We start from the raw sequence: 15783 nt of genomic DNA on the forward strand, positions 1-15783 counted from the left end.
CAACGGACCGCACGCGCGCGTGCGGTCAGCCGCGGGCCCCCAGCAGGTGGTCCATCGCCAGCTGGTCCAGGTGCTCGAAGGCCATGCCGCGCGCGGCAGCCGCCTCCACGTCGAACGACTCGAACGCCGACCGGTCGGCGAGCAGCGCCTGGAGGCCGTCCGCGGCGGTGGGCTGCGCAAGTTCGTCCAGGCGGGCCGCGCGCAGCGCCTCCTGGACCTCCGGGTCGGCGCGGAAGGCGGCGGCGCGCTCCTTGAGGATGAGGTAGTTGCGCATGCAGCCGGCTGCCGAGGCCCACACCCCGTCGAGGTCCTCGGTCCGCGGCGGCTTGAAGTCGAAGTGCCGCGGACCGGTGTAGCCGGCCGACTCCAGCAGGTCGACCAGCCAGAACGCGGCACGCAGGTCACCGGCGCCGAAGCGCAGGTCCTGGTCGTACTTGATGCCGGACTGGCCGTTGAGGTCGATGTGGAAGAGCTTGCCCGCCCACAGCGCCTGCGCGATGCCGTGCGGGAAGTTCAGCCCGGCCATCTGCTCGTGCCCGACCTCGGGGTTGACGCCGTACAGCTCCGGACGCTCCAGGCGCTCGATGAACGCCAGGGCGTGGCCGACGGTGGGGAGCAGGATGTCACCGCGCGGCTCGTTCGGCTTGGGCTCGATCGCGAACCGCAGGTCGTAGCCCTGGGAGGTGACGTACTCGCCGAGCAGGTCGAAGGCCTCCTTCATCCGGTCGAGGGCCGCGCGGACGTCCTTGGCGGCGCCGGACTCGGCACCTTCCCGGCCGCCCCAGGCCACGTACACCTGGGCGCCGAGCTCGACGGCGAGGTCGATGTTGCGGATGGTCTTGCGCAGCGCGTAGCGGCGCACGTCGCGGTCGTTGGCGGTGAAGGCGCCGTCCTTGAAGACCGGGTGCGCGAAGAGGTTGGTGGTGGCCATCGGGACCTTCATGCCCGTGGCGTCCAGCGCCTGCCGGAAGCGCTTGATGTGGGCCTCGCGTTCGGTGTCGCTGGAGCCGAACGGGATCAGGTCGTCGTCGTGGAAGGTGACGCCGTGGGCGCCGAGCTCGGCCAGTCGCTGCACCGTCTCGACCGGGTCCAGGGCACGCCGCGTGGCGTCGCCGAAGGGGTCCCGTCCCTGCCAGCCGACGGTCCACAAGCCGAAGGTGAACCTGTCCTCGGGGGTGGGCTGGTAGCTCATGCCGCGGCTCCTTGCTCGCTGAGGCTATTTCGTCATGCCGATTTACAAATTAGTATGCGAGCAGCTTCCTGGGAAGAGACAAGGTGTCTCGGGACGAGAGCAGAGGGAGAAACCCGATGTCAGCAGCCGAGGGTCCGCTCGTCGTCGGCGTGGACTCGTCCACCCAGTCCACCAAGGCGCTGGTCGTCGACGTGTCCACCGGCCGGGTCGTCGCGAGCGGCCAGGCGCCGCACACGGTCTCCTCGGGGTCCGGGCGCGAGAGCGATCCGCGTCAGTGGTGGGACGCGTTGTGCGAGGCACTGCGCCAGTGCGGCGACGCGGCGCACGAGGCCGCCGCCGTGTCGGTCGGCGGGCAGCAGCACGGCCTGGTCACCCTGGACGACAGGGGCGAGCCGGTGCGACCCGCCCTGCTGTGGAACGACGTGCGCTCGGCACCGCAGGCACGCCGGCTGACCGAGGAACTGGGCGGCGCGAAGTTCTGGGCCGAGCGCACCGGAAGCGTGCCCGCCGCGTCCTTCACGGTCACCAAGTGGGCCTGGCTGGCCGAGCACGAGCCGGAGGCGGCGCGCGCCACGAAGGCCGTGCGCCTCCCCCACGACTACCTCACCGAGCGGCTCACCGGGCAGGGCACGACCGACCGCGGCGACGCCTCCGGGACGGGCTGGTGGGCGTCCGGGACGGAACGCTACGACGAGGAGATCCTGGCGCAGGTGGGGCTGGACCCGGCCCTGCTGCCCCGTGTGGTCCGGCCCGGCGAAATCGCGGGCACGGTGCGCGACAGCCACGATCTGCCGTTCTCCAAGGGCACCCTGGTCGCGCCCGGCACCGGCGACAACGCCGCCGCGGCGCTCGGCCTCGGGGTGCGTCCGGGCGTACCCGTGATGAGCCTCGGCACCTCGGGCACGGTGTACGCGGTGTCGCAGCGGCGGCCCGCCGACCCGAGCGGCACGGTGGCCGGTTTCGCCGACGCCCGCGGTGACTGGCTGCCGCTGGCCTGCACCCTGAACTGCACGCTCGCCGTGGACCGTGTGGCGACGCTGCTGGGCCTGGACCGCGAGGCCGTCGAGCCCGGCACGGCCGTCACGCTGCTGCCCTACCTGGACGGCGAACGCACCCCGAACCTGCCCAACGCCTCCGGCCTGCTGCACGGCCTGCGCCACGACACGACCGCCGGGCAGCTGCTCCAGGCCGCGTACGACGGTGCCGTGCACTCCCTGCTCGGCGCGCTCGACCTGGTCCTCGACGAGGACGCGGACCCCTCGGCCCCCCTCCTGCTGATCGGCGGCGGCGCCCGGGGCACCGCCTGGCAGCAGACCGTACGGCGGCTGTCGGGGCGTCCCGTGCAGGTGCCCGAGGCGAAGGAACTGGTCGCACTCGGCGCCGCCGCACAGGCGGCCGGGGTACTGACAGGGGAGGACCCGGCGGCGGTCGCCCGGCGCTGGAACACGGCGGCCGGGCCGGTGCTCGACGCCGTCGAACGGGACGAGGAGACGCTGGCCAGGATCGCCGGGGTACTCTCCGACGCGGCCCCGCTGCTGGAGCGGCCCACGGACACCCACTGAGGACTGGCGTCAGGCATGACCGCACCGCTGCACGAGGACCGTCCGGCCGGGCCGGGACGCGCCCTGCCGGACACCCAGCAGGGCATGCGCCGCCGCAACCTCGCCCGGGTCCTGCACGCCGTCCGCGCCGAGGGGCCGCTGTCCCGGGCCGCCGTCGCGTCGCGGATCGGCCTGACCCGGGCTGCGGTGTCGACGCTCGTGGACGAACTGATCCGCTCGGGGCTGCTGGAGGAGCTGGGGCCCGAACGGCCCGGCCGGGTGGGCCGCCCCGGCTCCGCGCTCGCGCTGAGCGGACGCGGCCCGGCCGGGATCGGCGCGGAGATCGGTGTCGACCATCTCGCGGTCTGTGCCGTGGACCTGCGCGGCACGACCCGGTCGCGGGCGATACGCCAGGGCGCGAACCGCGGCCGCTCCCCCGGGCCCGTGCTCGCCGAGCTCACGGAACTCATCCGCCGGGTCGTCGCCGAGGCGGAGGGCGAGGGGCTGTGGCCGGCCGGTCTCGCCGTGGCCGTGCCCGGCCTGGTGGCGCGCGACGCCCGGACCGTCGTACGCGCCCCGAACCTCGACTGGCACGAAGCGGACCTCGGTGACCTGCTGCCGGCGGACTTCCCGCTGACGGTGGACAACGAAGCCAACTTCGGCGCCCTCGCAGAACTCTGGCTGGGCGACGGCACGCCGCGCGACTTCCTGCACGTGTCGGCGGAGATCGGCATCGGCGCGGCGGTCGTGGTGGACGGCGGACTGCTGCGCGGAACCCGCGGTTTCGCGGGCGAGTTGGGGCACGTGCCGGTCCAGCCGGACGGCCCGGAGTGCGCGTGCGGGGGGCGCGGGTGTCTGGAGCAGTACGCCGGCGAGGAGGCGGTGCTGCGCGCGGCCGGTCTGGAGCCGGACGAGGACCGGGTCGGGTTGCTGGCGGGGCGCGCGGCGGAGGGCGACGAGGACGTACGCCGAGCCCTGCGCGACGCGGGCACGGCGCTCGGAGTCGCCCTGACCGGGGCGGTCAACCTGCTCGACCCGCAGAGCGTGGTGCTGGGCGGGGAGCTGTCCGGGCTGGCGCCGTGGCTCCTGCCGTCCCTGCGGGACGAGTTGGCGCGCCGCACGGCGGGTCCGGCCTGTCCCGTCTCCGTGTCCCGGCTGGGTCCTCAGGGGCCGCTGCTGGGAGCCGCACACTCGGTCGTGCGGGCGGTGCTGGACGATCCGGCCACCGTTGCCGAGCGGGCCTGAGACGGCCCTGACCCACGGGCGACGCCGACTCTCGGAGGCCGTCAATCACCCGACCGGGTGGGCGAGTTGTCCTCCGACGGGCACGTGGCGCAGTGCGTGCGCGAGGCGGACATCGCCTGGCACGCGGGGAACTGGGACTGCAACACCCGCAGCATCGGCATCGAGCACGAGGGCTGGGTGGACCAGCCGTCGTACTTCACCGACGCGATGTACGAGCGGTCGGCCCGGCTCACCGCGGCGATCTGCGCGAGGTACGGCATCCCCAAGGACCGGGCGCACATCATCGGTCACCACGAGGTACGGGGCAGCGACCACACCGATCCGGGCCGCCACTGGGACTGGAAGCGCTACATGAGACTGGTCGGCAACTTCGCCTGAGAGCAGCGCACTTCCCCGCCCCGGCCCCCGGCCGTCACCTCACGTCCCGGTTACAAAACGCTCAACCTCTGGTTGCGGCACGGTAAGCACGCAACGATGGGACCATGACCCTGGCCCAGCGCGCCCTGGAGCGTTTGCAGGCCTGGCCCGACCTGATGGCGGGCCCGGCGAGTTGCGGTACCGGACGGGCACTCCGTTCCGTCCGCGACGAGATCGTCCACTTCCACTCGACGCGGGACGTGGACCTGCACCTCACACGCCGGGCCATCCAGCGCTTCCACTACGACCTCGCCGGTTCGAGCGCGATCCACCTGGTTCCCGGCTCGTGCTGGGTGACGGTCCACCTCGACTGCGAGGCGGACATAGAACTGCTGCTGAGCCTGGTGAGCATCGCCCTCAAGGCCCACCAGACCCGACCCACCGGTGAGGAGCGGCGGCTCGCCGGGTGCAACTTCCACCGTGTCACCGTCCTTCCGCGCGACGCCGCGGCGGGCGGCTGAGCCTTGGCGACCCGTCCGGAGGCCGTCAACGCCGAGGCCTGGAGCGCGTACGGAGCACACCACCTGCGGCGGGGCACGGTGCTGCCCGAGGTGGCGCGGATCGACTGGGGGTTCGAGGGCGCAGGGCCGGGGATCGAGGTGCTCGGGGAGCTGACGGGACGGCGTGTGCTGGACCTCGGGTGCGGTCCGGCGCGGCACGCCGCCCATCTGGTCCGTGCTCACGGCGCGCTGGTGGACGCCGTCGACTCCTCGGCCGGGCAGTACGAACGGGCCCGCGCCCGCTACGGCTCCCTGCCCGGGCTGCGCCTGGTCCGGGCCGACGCGGTGGAGCATCTGCGCTCGGCGGAGCCGTACGACGTCATCTACTCGGTCAACGCCGTGCCGTACATCGACCCGCACCGGCTGCTGCCCGCCCTGGCCGCGGCACTCAAGCCGGGCGGCAGGCTCTGCTTCACCGTGCTGCACACCAACTCGCAGGGTGACGGACCGTCGGACGAGGTCATCGCCCGGCCGGAGATCCTGCGGCTGGCCGGCGGCGGGGACGTCACCGTCCAGATGTGGGTCCTCGGCCCGGAGCTGTGGACGGCCCTGCTCGCCGAGCACGGGCTGCGCGTGGAGCAGATCGACGTCCTCGACACGCCGCAGGCCGGCAACCACGCGTCGTACCGGCTCTTCCGGGTGACCCGGCCCGTCCGTGTCTCCTCCCGGCCGCGCACCGCGAAGCCCCCGGTGGTCCACGCCGCGCTCGGGGTCGGCGCCGTCCTGCACGGTCCCCGCGGACTGCTCCTGGGCCGGCACCGGCACGGGACGTGGGAGCTGCCCGGCGGGACGGTGGAGGCCGGGGAGTCGTTGCAGGAGGCGGTCGTGCGCGAACTCGGCGAGGAGACGGGGCTCGACGCCCGGCCGGAGGACGTCCGGCTGCTGGGGACGCTCCTCGACGACGCCGGCGGTGTCGTACGGGTGACGGTGGCCGCCCGGGTCACCGCCTGGCGGGGCGAGCCGTCGGACCAGCCCGGGGAGAGCGTGGGCCGCTGGCGCTGGTTCGCCCTGGACCGGCTGCCGGAGGAGCTGTTCGTGTGCAGCGCGCAGGCCCTCACCGCCTGGCGACCGGGGCTGCCGATCGACCACGCGCCCGCCCACTTCACGCCGTACGACACCGGAACGGACGACGTCTGAAGCGCCCAGAGGGGTGCGTTTTTTCAGCCGTTCCCGTGGAGTCGGCGCTCAGCCACCCTGCCGGCCCCCGTGGTCTGGTGCACTGCCTCTGAGAATCCGGTCAGCTGACGAGGCATCAGGGGGCACGGTGACAGGTCGTCGCAGGCGACACGGAGCAGGCAGAGCGGTTCTGGCGTTTCTCACGGCGTTCGGCGCGCTGACCGGTGCGGCCCTGGTGGGGGCGGCTCCGGCCGGCGCCGTCCAGAAAGGCGTACGGGTCGCGCCGGGTGTCACGTACGAGGAGTTCGACATCAAGGCCGCCAAGGGGGTGACGCACGCCCACCTGCTGAAGGTCGACCTGGGCAATCCACAGGTCCGGGTCGATCTGCTGTATCCCGGGGCGGTGGCCTCGCGGGCGCCGGTCTCGCGGATGGCCGACGCCCAGGGGGCGGTCGCCGGTGTCAACGGCGACTTCTTCAACATCACCGAGACGCAGCACCCGGGCGTCGAGGTGACCGGCGCGAGCGTGGGTCCGGCGATCGCGGCCGGGCGGACGCTCAAGGCGGCCGTGCCGGACGGTCAGCGTTTCGGTCCGGCGCTGCCGCCCGGCACGACCACCGAGGAGGTGTTCGGCGTCGGTACCGACGGGGTGGCGCGGCTGGACCGGCTGACCCTGGACGGCTCCGTCCGTACGGGCGAGGCGCAGCTGCCGCTGGGCGGGCTCAACCAGTACGCACTGCCGGTGGGTTCCGTCGGCGCGTTCACCTCCGCATGGGGCAGCGTCTCCCGTGTGCGCGCCACGTGCGGCACGGACACGGACCGGGCCGCGCCGTGCAGCACGGACACGTACGAGGTGACGGTGCGCGAGGGCAGGGTCGTGTCGGCCGCCGACACACCCGGAAGCGGTCCCATCGCCCCGGGCACCACCGTGCTGGTCGGCCGGGAGGCGGGGGCCCAGCAGTTGCGGAAGCTGTCCACCGGCGAAGCGGTCGAGGTCGAGCACCGTCTCGTGGCGGCCACGGACGGCGCCGCGTACCGCCTCGCCCTCGGCGGCTACCCGGTACTCACCGGTGGCCGGCCGCTGCCTGGTCTGGACGACACGACGTCGGCCGTCCGTACGGCCGTGGGGATCGCCGACGGCGGGCGGCGCATGCTGCTGCTCGCACTGGACGGCGCCGCCGCCTACCGCAGCGGCCTGACGATCGCCGAGGTGGCCGACACCATGCGGAGTCTGGGCTCGGACGACGCCTTCAGCCTGGACGGCGGCGGGTCGTCGACGCTGGTCGCCCGGAAGAAGGGAGCGAGCACCGTCTCGGTGCGCAACCACCCCAGCGGTGGTGCCGAGCGCGCCGTTCCGAACGGCATCGGCGTGTTCTCGCGGCCGTGACGTCAGGGCCGCAGGCTGCTGACGATCTCCGCCGTCGCCGTGAGCCCGCTGTGGATCGTGGGGGCGATGCTGGTGCTGGCCAGGTAGAAGCCGAGCAGCAGGCAGACCAGGGCATGGGAGACCTTCAGCCCGCCGTTGCGCAGGAAGATCACCGCCAGGACCGTGAGCAGCAGCACCACAGAGATGGAAATGGCCATCGTCAACTCCTCCGCCACGCCGCCATGTCCGGTTCACGGCGTTCGGCCGTAAGTGTGGCGTAGCGGAGGGTTCATCCGGGCAGCTGACCTGTCCGCCGAACGTGTGATGTCTACGCCGCCCGCCGGGCGTCCAGGAACGACTCGAGTCCGGCGAGGTCGTCGGTGTTGAGGTAGTCGACGTCCGCGGCGAGCAGCTCGGCCCACAGCGCGTCCCGGGCGGGCCCGGCCAGGTCCGGGGTCGCCCAGAACCGCACCTTCTGGCCCCGGCTGTGCGCGGCCCGGACGATGTGCCGCAGCTTCTCCCGCTCGGCGTCCGGGAACGCGCCCACTCCCTGCCAGGTGAAGTTGAGCGTCCAGTTGTCGCTGATCAGCGGGATGAAGGAGGCCCGCGCCTGGCTGCCGAGGTCGGCGAGCCGGCCGTCGTAGAAGGCGCGCCGGACGGTCTGGGCCTCCATCGGGGCGCGGGCCGCGCGGTCGCCGGAGATGACGGCGGTGACCGGCCCGGGGAGGACCCGGCCGTGGGCGTACGTCGTGAACAGGTGCCGGTAGCGCCTGAGGTGGCGGTCGAGTTCGAGGTACGTCGACGAGCCCTCGGTCTTGATGTCGACGAGCAGTTGCAGTGACCCGCGGTACCCCGGGTACACGCGGCCGCGGTTGGCCCGCACGCGCGCGGCGAGCGGGTCGAGGTAGAGCGACTCCAGCGTGCGGGCCGGATCGAGGTCCTCCGGGTCGTGGGCGACGAGGAGCTGGTCGCCGACGAGGTAGATGTCGGCCTCGACGCTGCCGAAGCGGTGGTCGAGGGCGTCGAACAGAGGGCGCGGGTGCTCGTAGTCGTTGTGGGCGTGGGCGCGCCACAACGGTCGGGGCCCGTGCCGCCGTTCGCCGGCGAGAGCGCGGCCGGCCGGGAGGGCGACCGAGCCCGCGAGGGCGGCGCCGAGGGTGGTGAGGGCTCTGCGACGGGTGGTGAGGTCCATGCTCTGCCTCCCTGGGAGTGCCGTACGGGAACCCTGCGAGTATGGGGTTCGGGCAGGGCCAAGGAGCAGGGCCTTGCGGGGAGTTGGCCGGAGTGCCGTCGGGCGTTCACTTCAACCGGGGCAGGGCGCACGAAAAAACCCGCCCCTGGTGGGGCGGGCTTTTCTCCGGCGTTGGCCAGTGTCGGCCAGGTGTACGTCAGGGGGCCTGGAGGTCGACCAGTCCGGCGAGTGCCTCCCGGTGGGCGCCGGCCGTGCCGTACGCGATCGAGTCGGCCTTCGCGCGCTTCAGGTACAGGTGTGCCGGGTGCTCCCACGTCATGCCGATGCCGCCGTGCAGTTGCAGTGCCTCCTCGGCCGCGTGGACGGCCACCGGCGCCGCGTAGGCCTGGGCGACGGTGACGGCCACGTCGGTGTCCCGGCCGGTCGACAGGGCGTCGGCGGCGTTGCGGGCGGCGGCCCGGAGATTGGCGACCTCCAGCCACAGCTGGGCCAGCCGGTGCTTGAGCGCCTGGAAGCCGCCGACGGGCCGGTTGAACTGCTTGCGGTCCTTGAGGTAGCGGACGGTCTCCGTCAGCGTCCAGTCGGCCAGGCCGAGCTGTTCGGAGGCGAGCAGCCCGGCTCCGGCGCGCAGGGCCCGGCGTACGGCGGGTTCGGCGTCGCCCAGCAGGCGGCCCGGAGCTCCGTCGAGGGTGACGGTCGCCAACGGCCGGGTCAGGTCCAGGGAGATCTGGGGTGTGACGGTCGCGGCGGCGGCGTCGACCGCGTACAGGCCGCCGTCGTCGGCGGGCACGAGCAGCACGTCGGCGACGGCCGCGTCCGCGATGCCGGTCAGTTCGCCGTGCAGCAGGCCGTTCTCGTGCCGGACGACCTTGTAGGCGGCGCCCGGTGCGACGTCGAGGGCGACCGCGAGGGATCCGATCGACGTCCCGGAGGCGAGCTCGGTGAGCAGGTCGCCGGTCCCGCAGGCCAGCAGCGCCTCGGTGGCGACGACCGCGCTCGTGAGGTACGGGACGGGCGCGACCGCACGCCCCAACTCCTCCAGCACCACGGCGGCTTCCCGGTGCGTGGCGCCCTGGCCGTCCAGTTCCTCCGGCACCAGCAGGCCCGCGAGGCCCATGCCGTCGGTGAGTGCCTTCCACAGCGCCCGGTTGTGCGGGGCGTCCGACTCGATGCGGGCGATGACGCCCGGGGCGTCGCAGTGGTCGGCGAGCAGGTCGCGGACGGCGGCGCGCAGCGCCTCCTCCTCTTCCGAGTACAACAGGTCGGTCATCGGGCGAGGTCCTTCCAGGCGACGTCCTTGTCGGTACGCGGTTCGGCGGGCAGACCGAGGACGCGCTCGGCGACGATGTTCAGCAGCACCTCGCTGGTCCCGCCCTCGATGCTGTTGCCCTTGGAGCGCAGGTAGCGGTAGCCGGCCTCGCGGCCGGTGAAGTCGACCAGCTCCGGGCGGCGCATGGTCCAGTCGTCGTACAACAGGCCGTCCGCACCGAGGAGTTCCACCTCCAGGCCGCTGATCTCCTGGTTGAGGCGGGCGAAGGCGAGCTTCATGCCGGCGCCCTCGGGGCCGGGCTGGCCGGCCACGAGCTGCTGGCGCAGCCGCTCGCCGGTGAGCCGGGCGACCTCGGCCTCGACCCAGAGCTTCAGCAGGCGCTGGTGCAGGTCGTGGGTGCGCAGCTCCGGGCGCTCGCGCCAGGTCTTCGAGACCGGGCCGATCATGCCGCCCTCGCGGGGCAGCCGCATGCCTCCGATGGCGACGCGCTCGTTGTTCAGGGTGGTCTGCGCGACCCGCCAGCCGTCACCGACCTCGCCGAGGCGGCGGGAGTCCGGGATGCGGACGTCGGTGAGGAACACCTCGTTGAACTCGGCCTCGCCGGTGATCTGCCGCAGCGGCCGCACCTCGACGCCCGGGTCGGTCATGTCGCAGATGAAGTACGTGATGCCCCGGTGCTTGGGCACGTCCGGGTCGGTGCGGGCGATGAGGATCGCCCAGCGCGCCACGTGGGCGCTGGACGTCCAGACCTTCTGCCCGTTGACCACCCAGTCTCCCCCACTCTCGGCTTCGCTCGAGCGGGAGGGGCCCCCATCTTCACGGACGGCCCGGGTACCCAGGGCGGCGAGGTCGGACCCGGCACCCGGCTCGCTGAACAGCTGGCACCAGACCTCCTCCCCCGTCCACAGGGGCCTCAGGTACCGCCGCTTCTGCTCCTCGGTGCCGTAGCCCAGGATGGTCGGCGCGGCCATCCCGAGGCCGATGCCGATGCGCCGCGGGTCGTTGTCGGGCGCCCCGGCCGCCTCCAACTCGGCGTCCACGACGGCCTGGAGGGACCGCGGAGCGCCGAGTCCGCCGAGGCCCTCCGGGTAGTGCACCCAGGCCAGTCCGGCGTCGAAGCGGGCCCGGAGGAAGTCCAGGCGGTCGGTCGAGGCCGGCGGGTGCGCGGCCAGCAACTCCCGGGTAAGACGGCGCAGTTCCTCAGCGCTGCTCATGCTGCTGCCTCCTCCACGACGACGGCGATCCGGCCGGTGGTGAGGCCGTCCGCGACCTTCTGCACGGCGGCGGCGGCCCCGCCGAGCGGCACCCGTTCGCTCACCAGCGGCTTGATCGCACCCCGGGCGGCCAGCTCGGTGAGCTGCTCGTGGCAGTGCTGGACCAGCTTCGGGTTCTTGGTGTTGTACAGGCCCCAGTGCAGGCCGACGATCGAGTAGTTCTTCACCAGGGCGTGGTTCAGCGCCGGGCTGGGGATCGTGCCGCCGGCGAAGCCGACGACCACGATGCGCCCCTCGAAGGCGACGACCTTGGCGGACTGGGCGTAGGCCTCGCCGCCGACCGGGTCGTAGATCACGTCGGCGCCCCGGCCGCCGGTGGCCTCCTTGACGGCGGCGACGACGTCCTCGGAGCGCCGGTCGATCACGACGTCGCAGCCGAGCTCGCGGGCGACGGCCGCCTTGTGGGAGCCGCCGACGACACCGATGACGGTGGCGCCGGCGGCCTTCCCGAGCTGCACGGCCGCGCTGCCGACCCCTCCTGCGGCAGCGTGGACGAGCAGGGTCTCGCCGGCCTCCAGGCCGGCCCGGCGGTGCAGACCGAACCAGCCGGTCTGGTAGCCGATGTGCAGGGCCGCGGCCTCCGCGTCGTCCAGGGCGTCCGGCGCGGGCAGCAGGGCGGCGGAGTCCGCGACGGCGTACTCGGCGAAGCCGCCGTACGGCAGGACCGGGTTGGCGATCACCCGGCGGCCGTCCTGCGTCTCGCCGCAGATCTCCACCCCCGGGGTGAACGGCAGCGGCGGCCTGACCTGGTACTGGCCGCGGCAGAGCAGGGCGTCGGGGAAGTTGATGTTCGCGGCGCGCACCTTCAGCAGGACCTGGCCGTCGCCGGGCGCCGGCGGCGCCACGTCCGCCAGGCGCATCACCTCACCCGGCTCGCCGTTCTCGTGCACTTGCCATGCCTGCATGCGGGGCCTCCACGGGGGACTGCTTCGTCTGACCGGGGTCGTTCGCATACTAAGCGGTCGCTTGCCGATCAGGGAACAGCCTCCGGGAGAAGAGTCCCGTGGGCGGGTGTCTCGTGCGTCACGACCGCTTCGGCCGCGCCCGCACATGCATCCGCTCCCCCTGCGGCCCGAACAGGCTGAGGAACTCCACGGGCCCCTCCCCCGTCGACCCGAACCAGTGCGGCACCCGGGTGTCGAACTCCGCGGCCTCCCCCGCCGTCAGCACCACGTCGTGCTCGCCCAGCACCAGGCGCAACCTGCCGGACAGCACGTACAACCACTCGTAGCCCTCGTGCGTGCGCGGTTCCGGTTCCTGCCTGCGCTGGGGTTCCAGCACCTTGTAGGCCTGGAGGCCGCCGGGCTGGCGGGTGAGCGGCCAGTGGGTGCGCCCGAACATCTCGATCGGCTTCGACCGCACCCGCGGGTCACCGGCCGACGGGGTTCCGACCAGCTCGTCCAGGGCCACCTGGTGCGCCCGGGCGATCGGCAGCAGCAGCTCAAGGCTGGGTTTGCGCAGACCGGACTCCAGGCGGGACAGGGTGCTGACGGAGATGCCGGTGGTCTCGGAAAGCGCCGCCAGGGTCACCTCCCGCTCCTTCCGCATCTGCCGCAGCCGGGGTCCGACGCCCGCGAGTACCTCGTCCGTAGTCATGGTCGTATTGCAGGTTCGGCAAACATGTTTGTCAATCCCGTGGCACCGGGGCGACGCTCGGCGGTGGAGGTGGTCACCATGACCGAGAGGTACGCAGTCGTAGTCGTCGGCGGTGGTACGGCGGGCCTGTCCGCGGCGCTGGTGCTGGGCCGGGCCCGGCACCGGACGCTGGTCGTCGACGCGGGCGAGCCGCGCAACGCGCCGGCCGCGCACATGCAGGGCTATCTGTCGCGGGACGGCATGCCGCCCGCCGAGTTCCTCGCCGTCGGCCGGGAGGAGATCGCGCGGTACGGGGTGGAGCTCGTGCGGGACCGGGTGGTGGAGGTGGAGAAGGGCGAGGACTTCGCCGTGGTACTGGCCGGCGGGCGGACCGTGCGGGCCCGGCGGCTGGTGATCGCGACCGGGCTGAAGGACGAGCTGCCGGCGGTCCCCGGGGTCGCCGAGCGGTTCGGCCGGGACGTGCTGCACTGCCCGTTCTGCCACGGCTGGGAGGTGCGCGACCAGCCCTTCGGGGTGCTGGCGTCGAGCCCGGCGAGCGTGCACCAGGCGCTGATCGTGTCCCAGTGGTCGAAGGACGTGCGGTTCTTCCTGCACACGGTCGCCGAGGAGGAGCTGTCCGACCAGGACCTGCGCCGGCTCGCCGCGGCCGGGGTGGACGTGGTGCCCGGCGAGGTCGCGGGCCTGGTGGTCGAGGAGGACCGGCTCACCGGTGTCCGGCTCGCCGACGGCACGGCACACGCCCGCTCGGTGCTCTTCGTCGGACCGCGGCCCGTCCCGCAGACCGGCCTGCTGGAGCGGCTCGGCGCCGAACTGCACGAGACGCCGTTCGGCGCGTACCCGGTGGTGGACGGGAACGGTCTGACGACCGTGCCGGGCGTGTGGGCCGCGGGCAACGCGATCGGCTTCGCCGAGCAGGTCGTGCACGCGGCGAGCGGCGGGTACCGGGCGGCGTCGGCGATCGTCGGGGATCTGCTGATGGCGGACCTGGACGCCGTCTGAAGGCTCTCCTCGAAAGTCACCGCGCCGGGCCGTCCGGGTGTAGAGGCGCCGCCTCCGGTGCACCATGGCTGCATGCTGCTGCACCGGCTGGCCCGAGTGTCCCAGGAGGTCGCCGCCACCTCGGCGCGGTCCCGGAAGACGGCCCTGCTCGCGGAGCTCTTCCGGGGCGCGGAGGCGGACGACGTGCCGATCGTCATCCCGTATCTGGCGGGCCGGCTGCCGCAGGGCCGGATCGGCGTCGGCTGGAAGGTGCTGAGCCGCCCGGTCGCCCCCGCCGCCGAGCCGGGACTGACCGTGCGGGAGGTGGACGCCCGGCTGTCGGAGCTCGCCAAGGTCTCCGGGCCCGGCTCCCAGGCGGAACGGGCCCGGCTGGTCGGGGAGTTGATGGGCGCGGCAACCGAGGAGGAGCAGCGGTTCCTGATCGGGCTGCTCACCGGCGAGGTACGGCAGGGCGCGCTGGACGCCGTCGCGGTCGAGGGACTGGCCCAGGCGACCGGGGCGCCTCCGGCGGACGTACGGCGGGCCGTGATGCTCGCGGGCTCCCTCCAGACGGTGGCCGAGGCGCTGCTCGCGGACGGCCCGGCCGCCCTGGACCGCTTCCGTCTCACCGTGGGCCGCCCGGTCTGGCCGATGCTGGCGCACAGTGCCTCCTCGGTCGCCGAGGCGGTGGACAAGCTCGGCGCCTGCGCGGTCGAGGAGAAGCTGGACGGCATCCGCGTCCAGGTGCACCGGGACGGCGACGCGGTACGGCTCTACACCCGCACCCTCGACGACATCACCGACCGGCTGCCCGAAGTGACCGCCGCCGCGCTGGAACTGCGGGGCGAGCGGTTCATCCTCGACGGCGAGGTGATCTCCTTCGACGAGGGCGGGCGCCCCCGCTCGTTCCAGGAGATCGCCGGTCGCGTCGGCTCGCGCACGGACGTGGCGACGGCGGCACGCGCGGTGCCGGTCTCCCCCGTCTTCTTCGACGCGCTGTCCGTCGACGGCCGTGACCTGCTGGACCTGCCGTTCGCCGAGCGGCACGCGGAGCTGGCCCGGCTGGTCCCCGAGCCGATGCGGGTACGCCGCACGACGGTGTCCGGCCCGGACGGTCTGCACACGGCGGAGGAGTTTCTCGCCGAGACCCTGAAGCGCGGCCACGAGGGCGTCGTCGCCAAGGCGCTGGACGCCCCCTACAGCGCGGGCCGGCGCGGCGCGTCCTGGCTGAAGGTCAAGCCCGTCCACACCCTCGACCTGGTCGTCCTGGCCGCCGAGTGGGGACACGGCCGCCGCACCGGCAAGCTCTCCAACCTCCACCTGGGCGCCCGCACCGCCGACGGCGGCCTCGCCATGCTCGGCAAGACCTTCAAGGGCATGACCGACGCGATGCTGACCTGGCAGACCGAACGGCTCCGGCAGCTCGCCGTCGACGACAACGGCTACGTCGTGACCGTACGCCCGGAACTCGTCGTCGAGATCGCCTACGACGGCCTCCAGCGCTCCACCCGCTACCCGGCCGGGGTCACCCTGCGCTTCGCCCGCGTGGTCCGCTACCGGGAGGACAAGCGCCCCGAGGACGCCGACACGGTGGAGACGCTGCTGGCCGCGCATCCGGAGGTGAGCCCGTGAAGCGCAGTGCCGGCCTGCTGCTCTTCCACCACACCGACGACGGCCTCGAAGTGCTGCTCGGACACATGGGCGGCCCGTTCTTCGCCCGGCGCGACGCCGGGGCGTGGACCATCCCCAAGGGCGAGTACGAGCCCGACGAGTCCGCCTGGGCCGCCGCCCGCCGCGAGTTCGAGGAGGAACTGGGGCTGCCGCCGCCCGACGGCGAGGCCCTCGCCCTGGGCGAGGTCCGGCAGACAGGCGGCAAGATCGTCACGGCCTGGGCGGTCGAGGCGGACCTCGACCCGGCGACGATCGCGCCCGGCACCTTCCGGATGGAGTGGCCTCCGAGATCGGGGCGGCTCCAGGAGTTCCCCGAGCTGGACCGGGTGGCGTGGTTCGGGCTCGACCGGGGCCGCGAGGTGATCGTCAAGGCTCAGGCGGCGTTTCTCGACCGCCTGGCGGAGCACTCGCCCTGAGGAGACGCT

At 73.4% G+C, this 15783-nt stretch carries 15 protein-coding genes and 1 pseudogene; 9 read left to right on the forward strand and 7 right to left on the reverse strand.

Translation table 11 applies throughout. From position 1 onward, the window contains the following. Positions 1-25: 25 nt before the first annotated feature. Positions 26-1192, reverse strand: a complete 1167-nt coding sequence (xylA, locus tag GTY47_RS36470; RefSeq protein WP_010040987.1) for a xylose isomerase — start codon at positions 1190-1192, stop codon at positions 26-28. A 116-nt stretch (positions 1193-1308) separates the two neighbouring features. Between xylA and xylB the strand changes: the two genes are divergently transcribed. The 6 genes and pseudogenes from xylB (at position 1309) to GTY47_RS36500 (ending at position 7398) form a co-directional block, all read left to right on the forward strand. Next, positions 1309-2754: a xylulokinase gene (xylB, locus tag GTY47_RS36475; RefSeq protein ID WP_010040988.1), complete on the forward strand. Its 1446-nt coding sequence runs from the start codon at positions 1309-1311 to the stop codon at positions 2752-2754. Between the two features lie 15 nt (positions 2755-2769). Next, the gene (locus tag GTY47_RS36480) at positions 2770-3978 is read left to right on the forward strand and encodes an ROK family transcriptional regulator (RefSeq protein WP_010040989.1); all 1209 of its coding nucleotides are present in this window, start codon (positions 2770-2772) and stop codon (positions 3976-3978) included. 69 nt (positions 3979-4047) lie between these two features. Beyond that, positions 4048-4356: pseudogene (locus tag GTY47_RS36485) on the forward strand (N-acetylmuramoyl-L-alanine amidase); the annotation flags it as partial. 104 nt (positions 4357-4460) lie between these two features. Further along, a complete protein-coding gene (locus GTY47_RS36490) occupies positions 4461-4856 on the forward strand; it encodes a luciferase family protein (RefSeq protein WP_010040991.1) in 396 nt (131 codons plus the stop codon). A gap of 78 nt (positions 4857-4934) precedes the next feature. After that, a complete protein-coding gene (locus GTY47_RS36495; RefSeq protein ID WP_102515041.1) occupies positions 4935-6032 on the forward strand; it encodes an NUDIX domain-containing protein in 1098 nt (365 codons plus the stop codon). Between the two features lie 127 nt (positions 6033-6159). Next, positions 6160-7398, forward strand: a complete 1239-nt coding sequence (locus tag GTY47_RS36500; protein WP_029181250.1) for a phosphodiester glycosidase family protein — start codon at positions 6160-6162, stop codon at positions 7396-7398. Positions 7399-7400: 2 nt separating this feature from the next. On the opposite strand, the gene GTY47_RS36505 is transcribed toward GTY47_RS36500, so the two are convergent. The 6 genes from GTY47_RS36505 to GTY47_RS36530 all read right to left on the reverse strand — a co-directional run bounded on the left by GTY47_RS36505 (position 7401) and on the right by GTY47_RS36530 (position 12709). After that, a complete protein-coding gene (locus GTY47_RS36505) occupies positions 7401-7595 on the reverse strand; it encodes a hypothetical protein (RefSeq protein ID WP_010040996.1) in 195 nt (64 codons plus the stop codon). 110 nt (positions 7596-7705) lie between these two features. Continuing rightward, positions 7706-8569: a phosphatidylinositol-specific phospholipase C/glycerophosphodiester phosphodiesterase family protein gene (locus GTY47_RS36510; protein WP_010040998.1), complete on the reverse strand. Its 864-nt coding sequence runs from the start codon at positions 8567-8569 to the stop codon at positions 7706-7708. A 196-nt stretch (positions 8570-8765) separates the two neighbouring features. Next, positions 8766-9839: an acyl-CoA dehydrogenase family protein gene (locus GTY47_RS36515; RefSeq protein WP_010041000.1), complete on the reverse strand. Its 1074-nt coding sequence runs from the start codon at positions 9837-9839 to the stop codon at positions 8766-8768. Beyond that, a complete protein-coding gene (locus tag GTY47_RS36520) occupies positions 9836-11053 on the reverse strand; it encodes an acyl-CoA dehydrogenase family protein (protein ID WP_010041002.1) in 1218 nt (405 codons plus the stop codon). The genes GTY47_RS36515 and GTY47_RS36520 overlap by 4 nt, the downstream gene beginning before the upstream one ends. Beyond that, positions 11050-12018: an NADPH:quinone oxidoreductase family protein gene (locus GTY47_RS36525; protein WP_029181251.1), complete on the reverse strand. Its 969-nt coding sequence runs from the start codon at positions 12016-12018 to the stop codon at positions 11050-11052. Before GTY47_RS36525 ends, GTY47_RS36520 begins: the two co-directional genes overlap by 4 nt. A gap of 118 nt (positions 12019-12136) precedes the next feature. After that, positions 12137-12709 carry an XRE family transcriptional regulator gene (locus GTY47_RS36530; protein ID WP_010041010.1) on the reverse strand — a complete coding sequence of 191 codons (573 nt, stop codon included), beginning with the start codon at positions 12707-12709 and terminating at the stop codon, positions 12137-12139. 78 nt (positions 12710-12787) lie between these two features. On the opposite strand from GTY47_RS36530, the gene GTY47_RS36535 reads away from it, so the two are divergent. The 3 genes from GTY47_RS36535 (at position 12788) to GTY47_RS36545 (ending at position 15774) form a co-directional block, all read left to right on the forward strand. Continuing rightward, on the forward strand, positions 12788-13708 hold the full coding sequence (locus tag GTY47_RS36535; RefSeq protein WP_010041014.1) for an NAD(P)/FAD-dependent oxidoreductase: 921 nt from the start codon (positions 12788-12790) through the stop codon (positions 13706-13708). A 72-nt stretch (positions 13709-13780) separates the two neighbouring features. Beyond that, entirely contained in the window at positions 13781-15319 is a 1539-nt protein-coding gene (locus GTY47_RS36540; RefSeq protein WP_010041016.1) for an ATP-dependent DNA ligase, read from the forward strand. Continuing rightward, entirely contained in the window at positions 15316-15774 is a 459-nt protein-coding gene (locus GTY47_RS36545; RefSeq protein ID WP_010041018.1) for an NUDIX domain-containing protein, read from the forward strand. The genes GTY47_RS36540 and GTY47_RS36545 overlap by 4 nt, the downstream gene beginning before the upstream one ends. Positions 15775-15783 lie beyond the last annotated feature (9 nt).

This window comes from Streptomyces sp. SID5464, assembly GCF_009862985.1.
Lineage (GTDB): Bacteria > Actinomycetota > Actinomycetes > Streptomycetales > Streptomycetaceae > Streptomyces > Streptomyces chartreusis_D.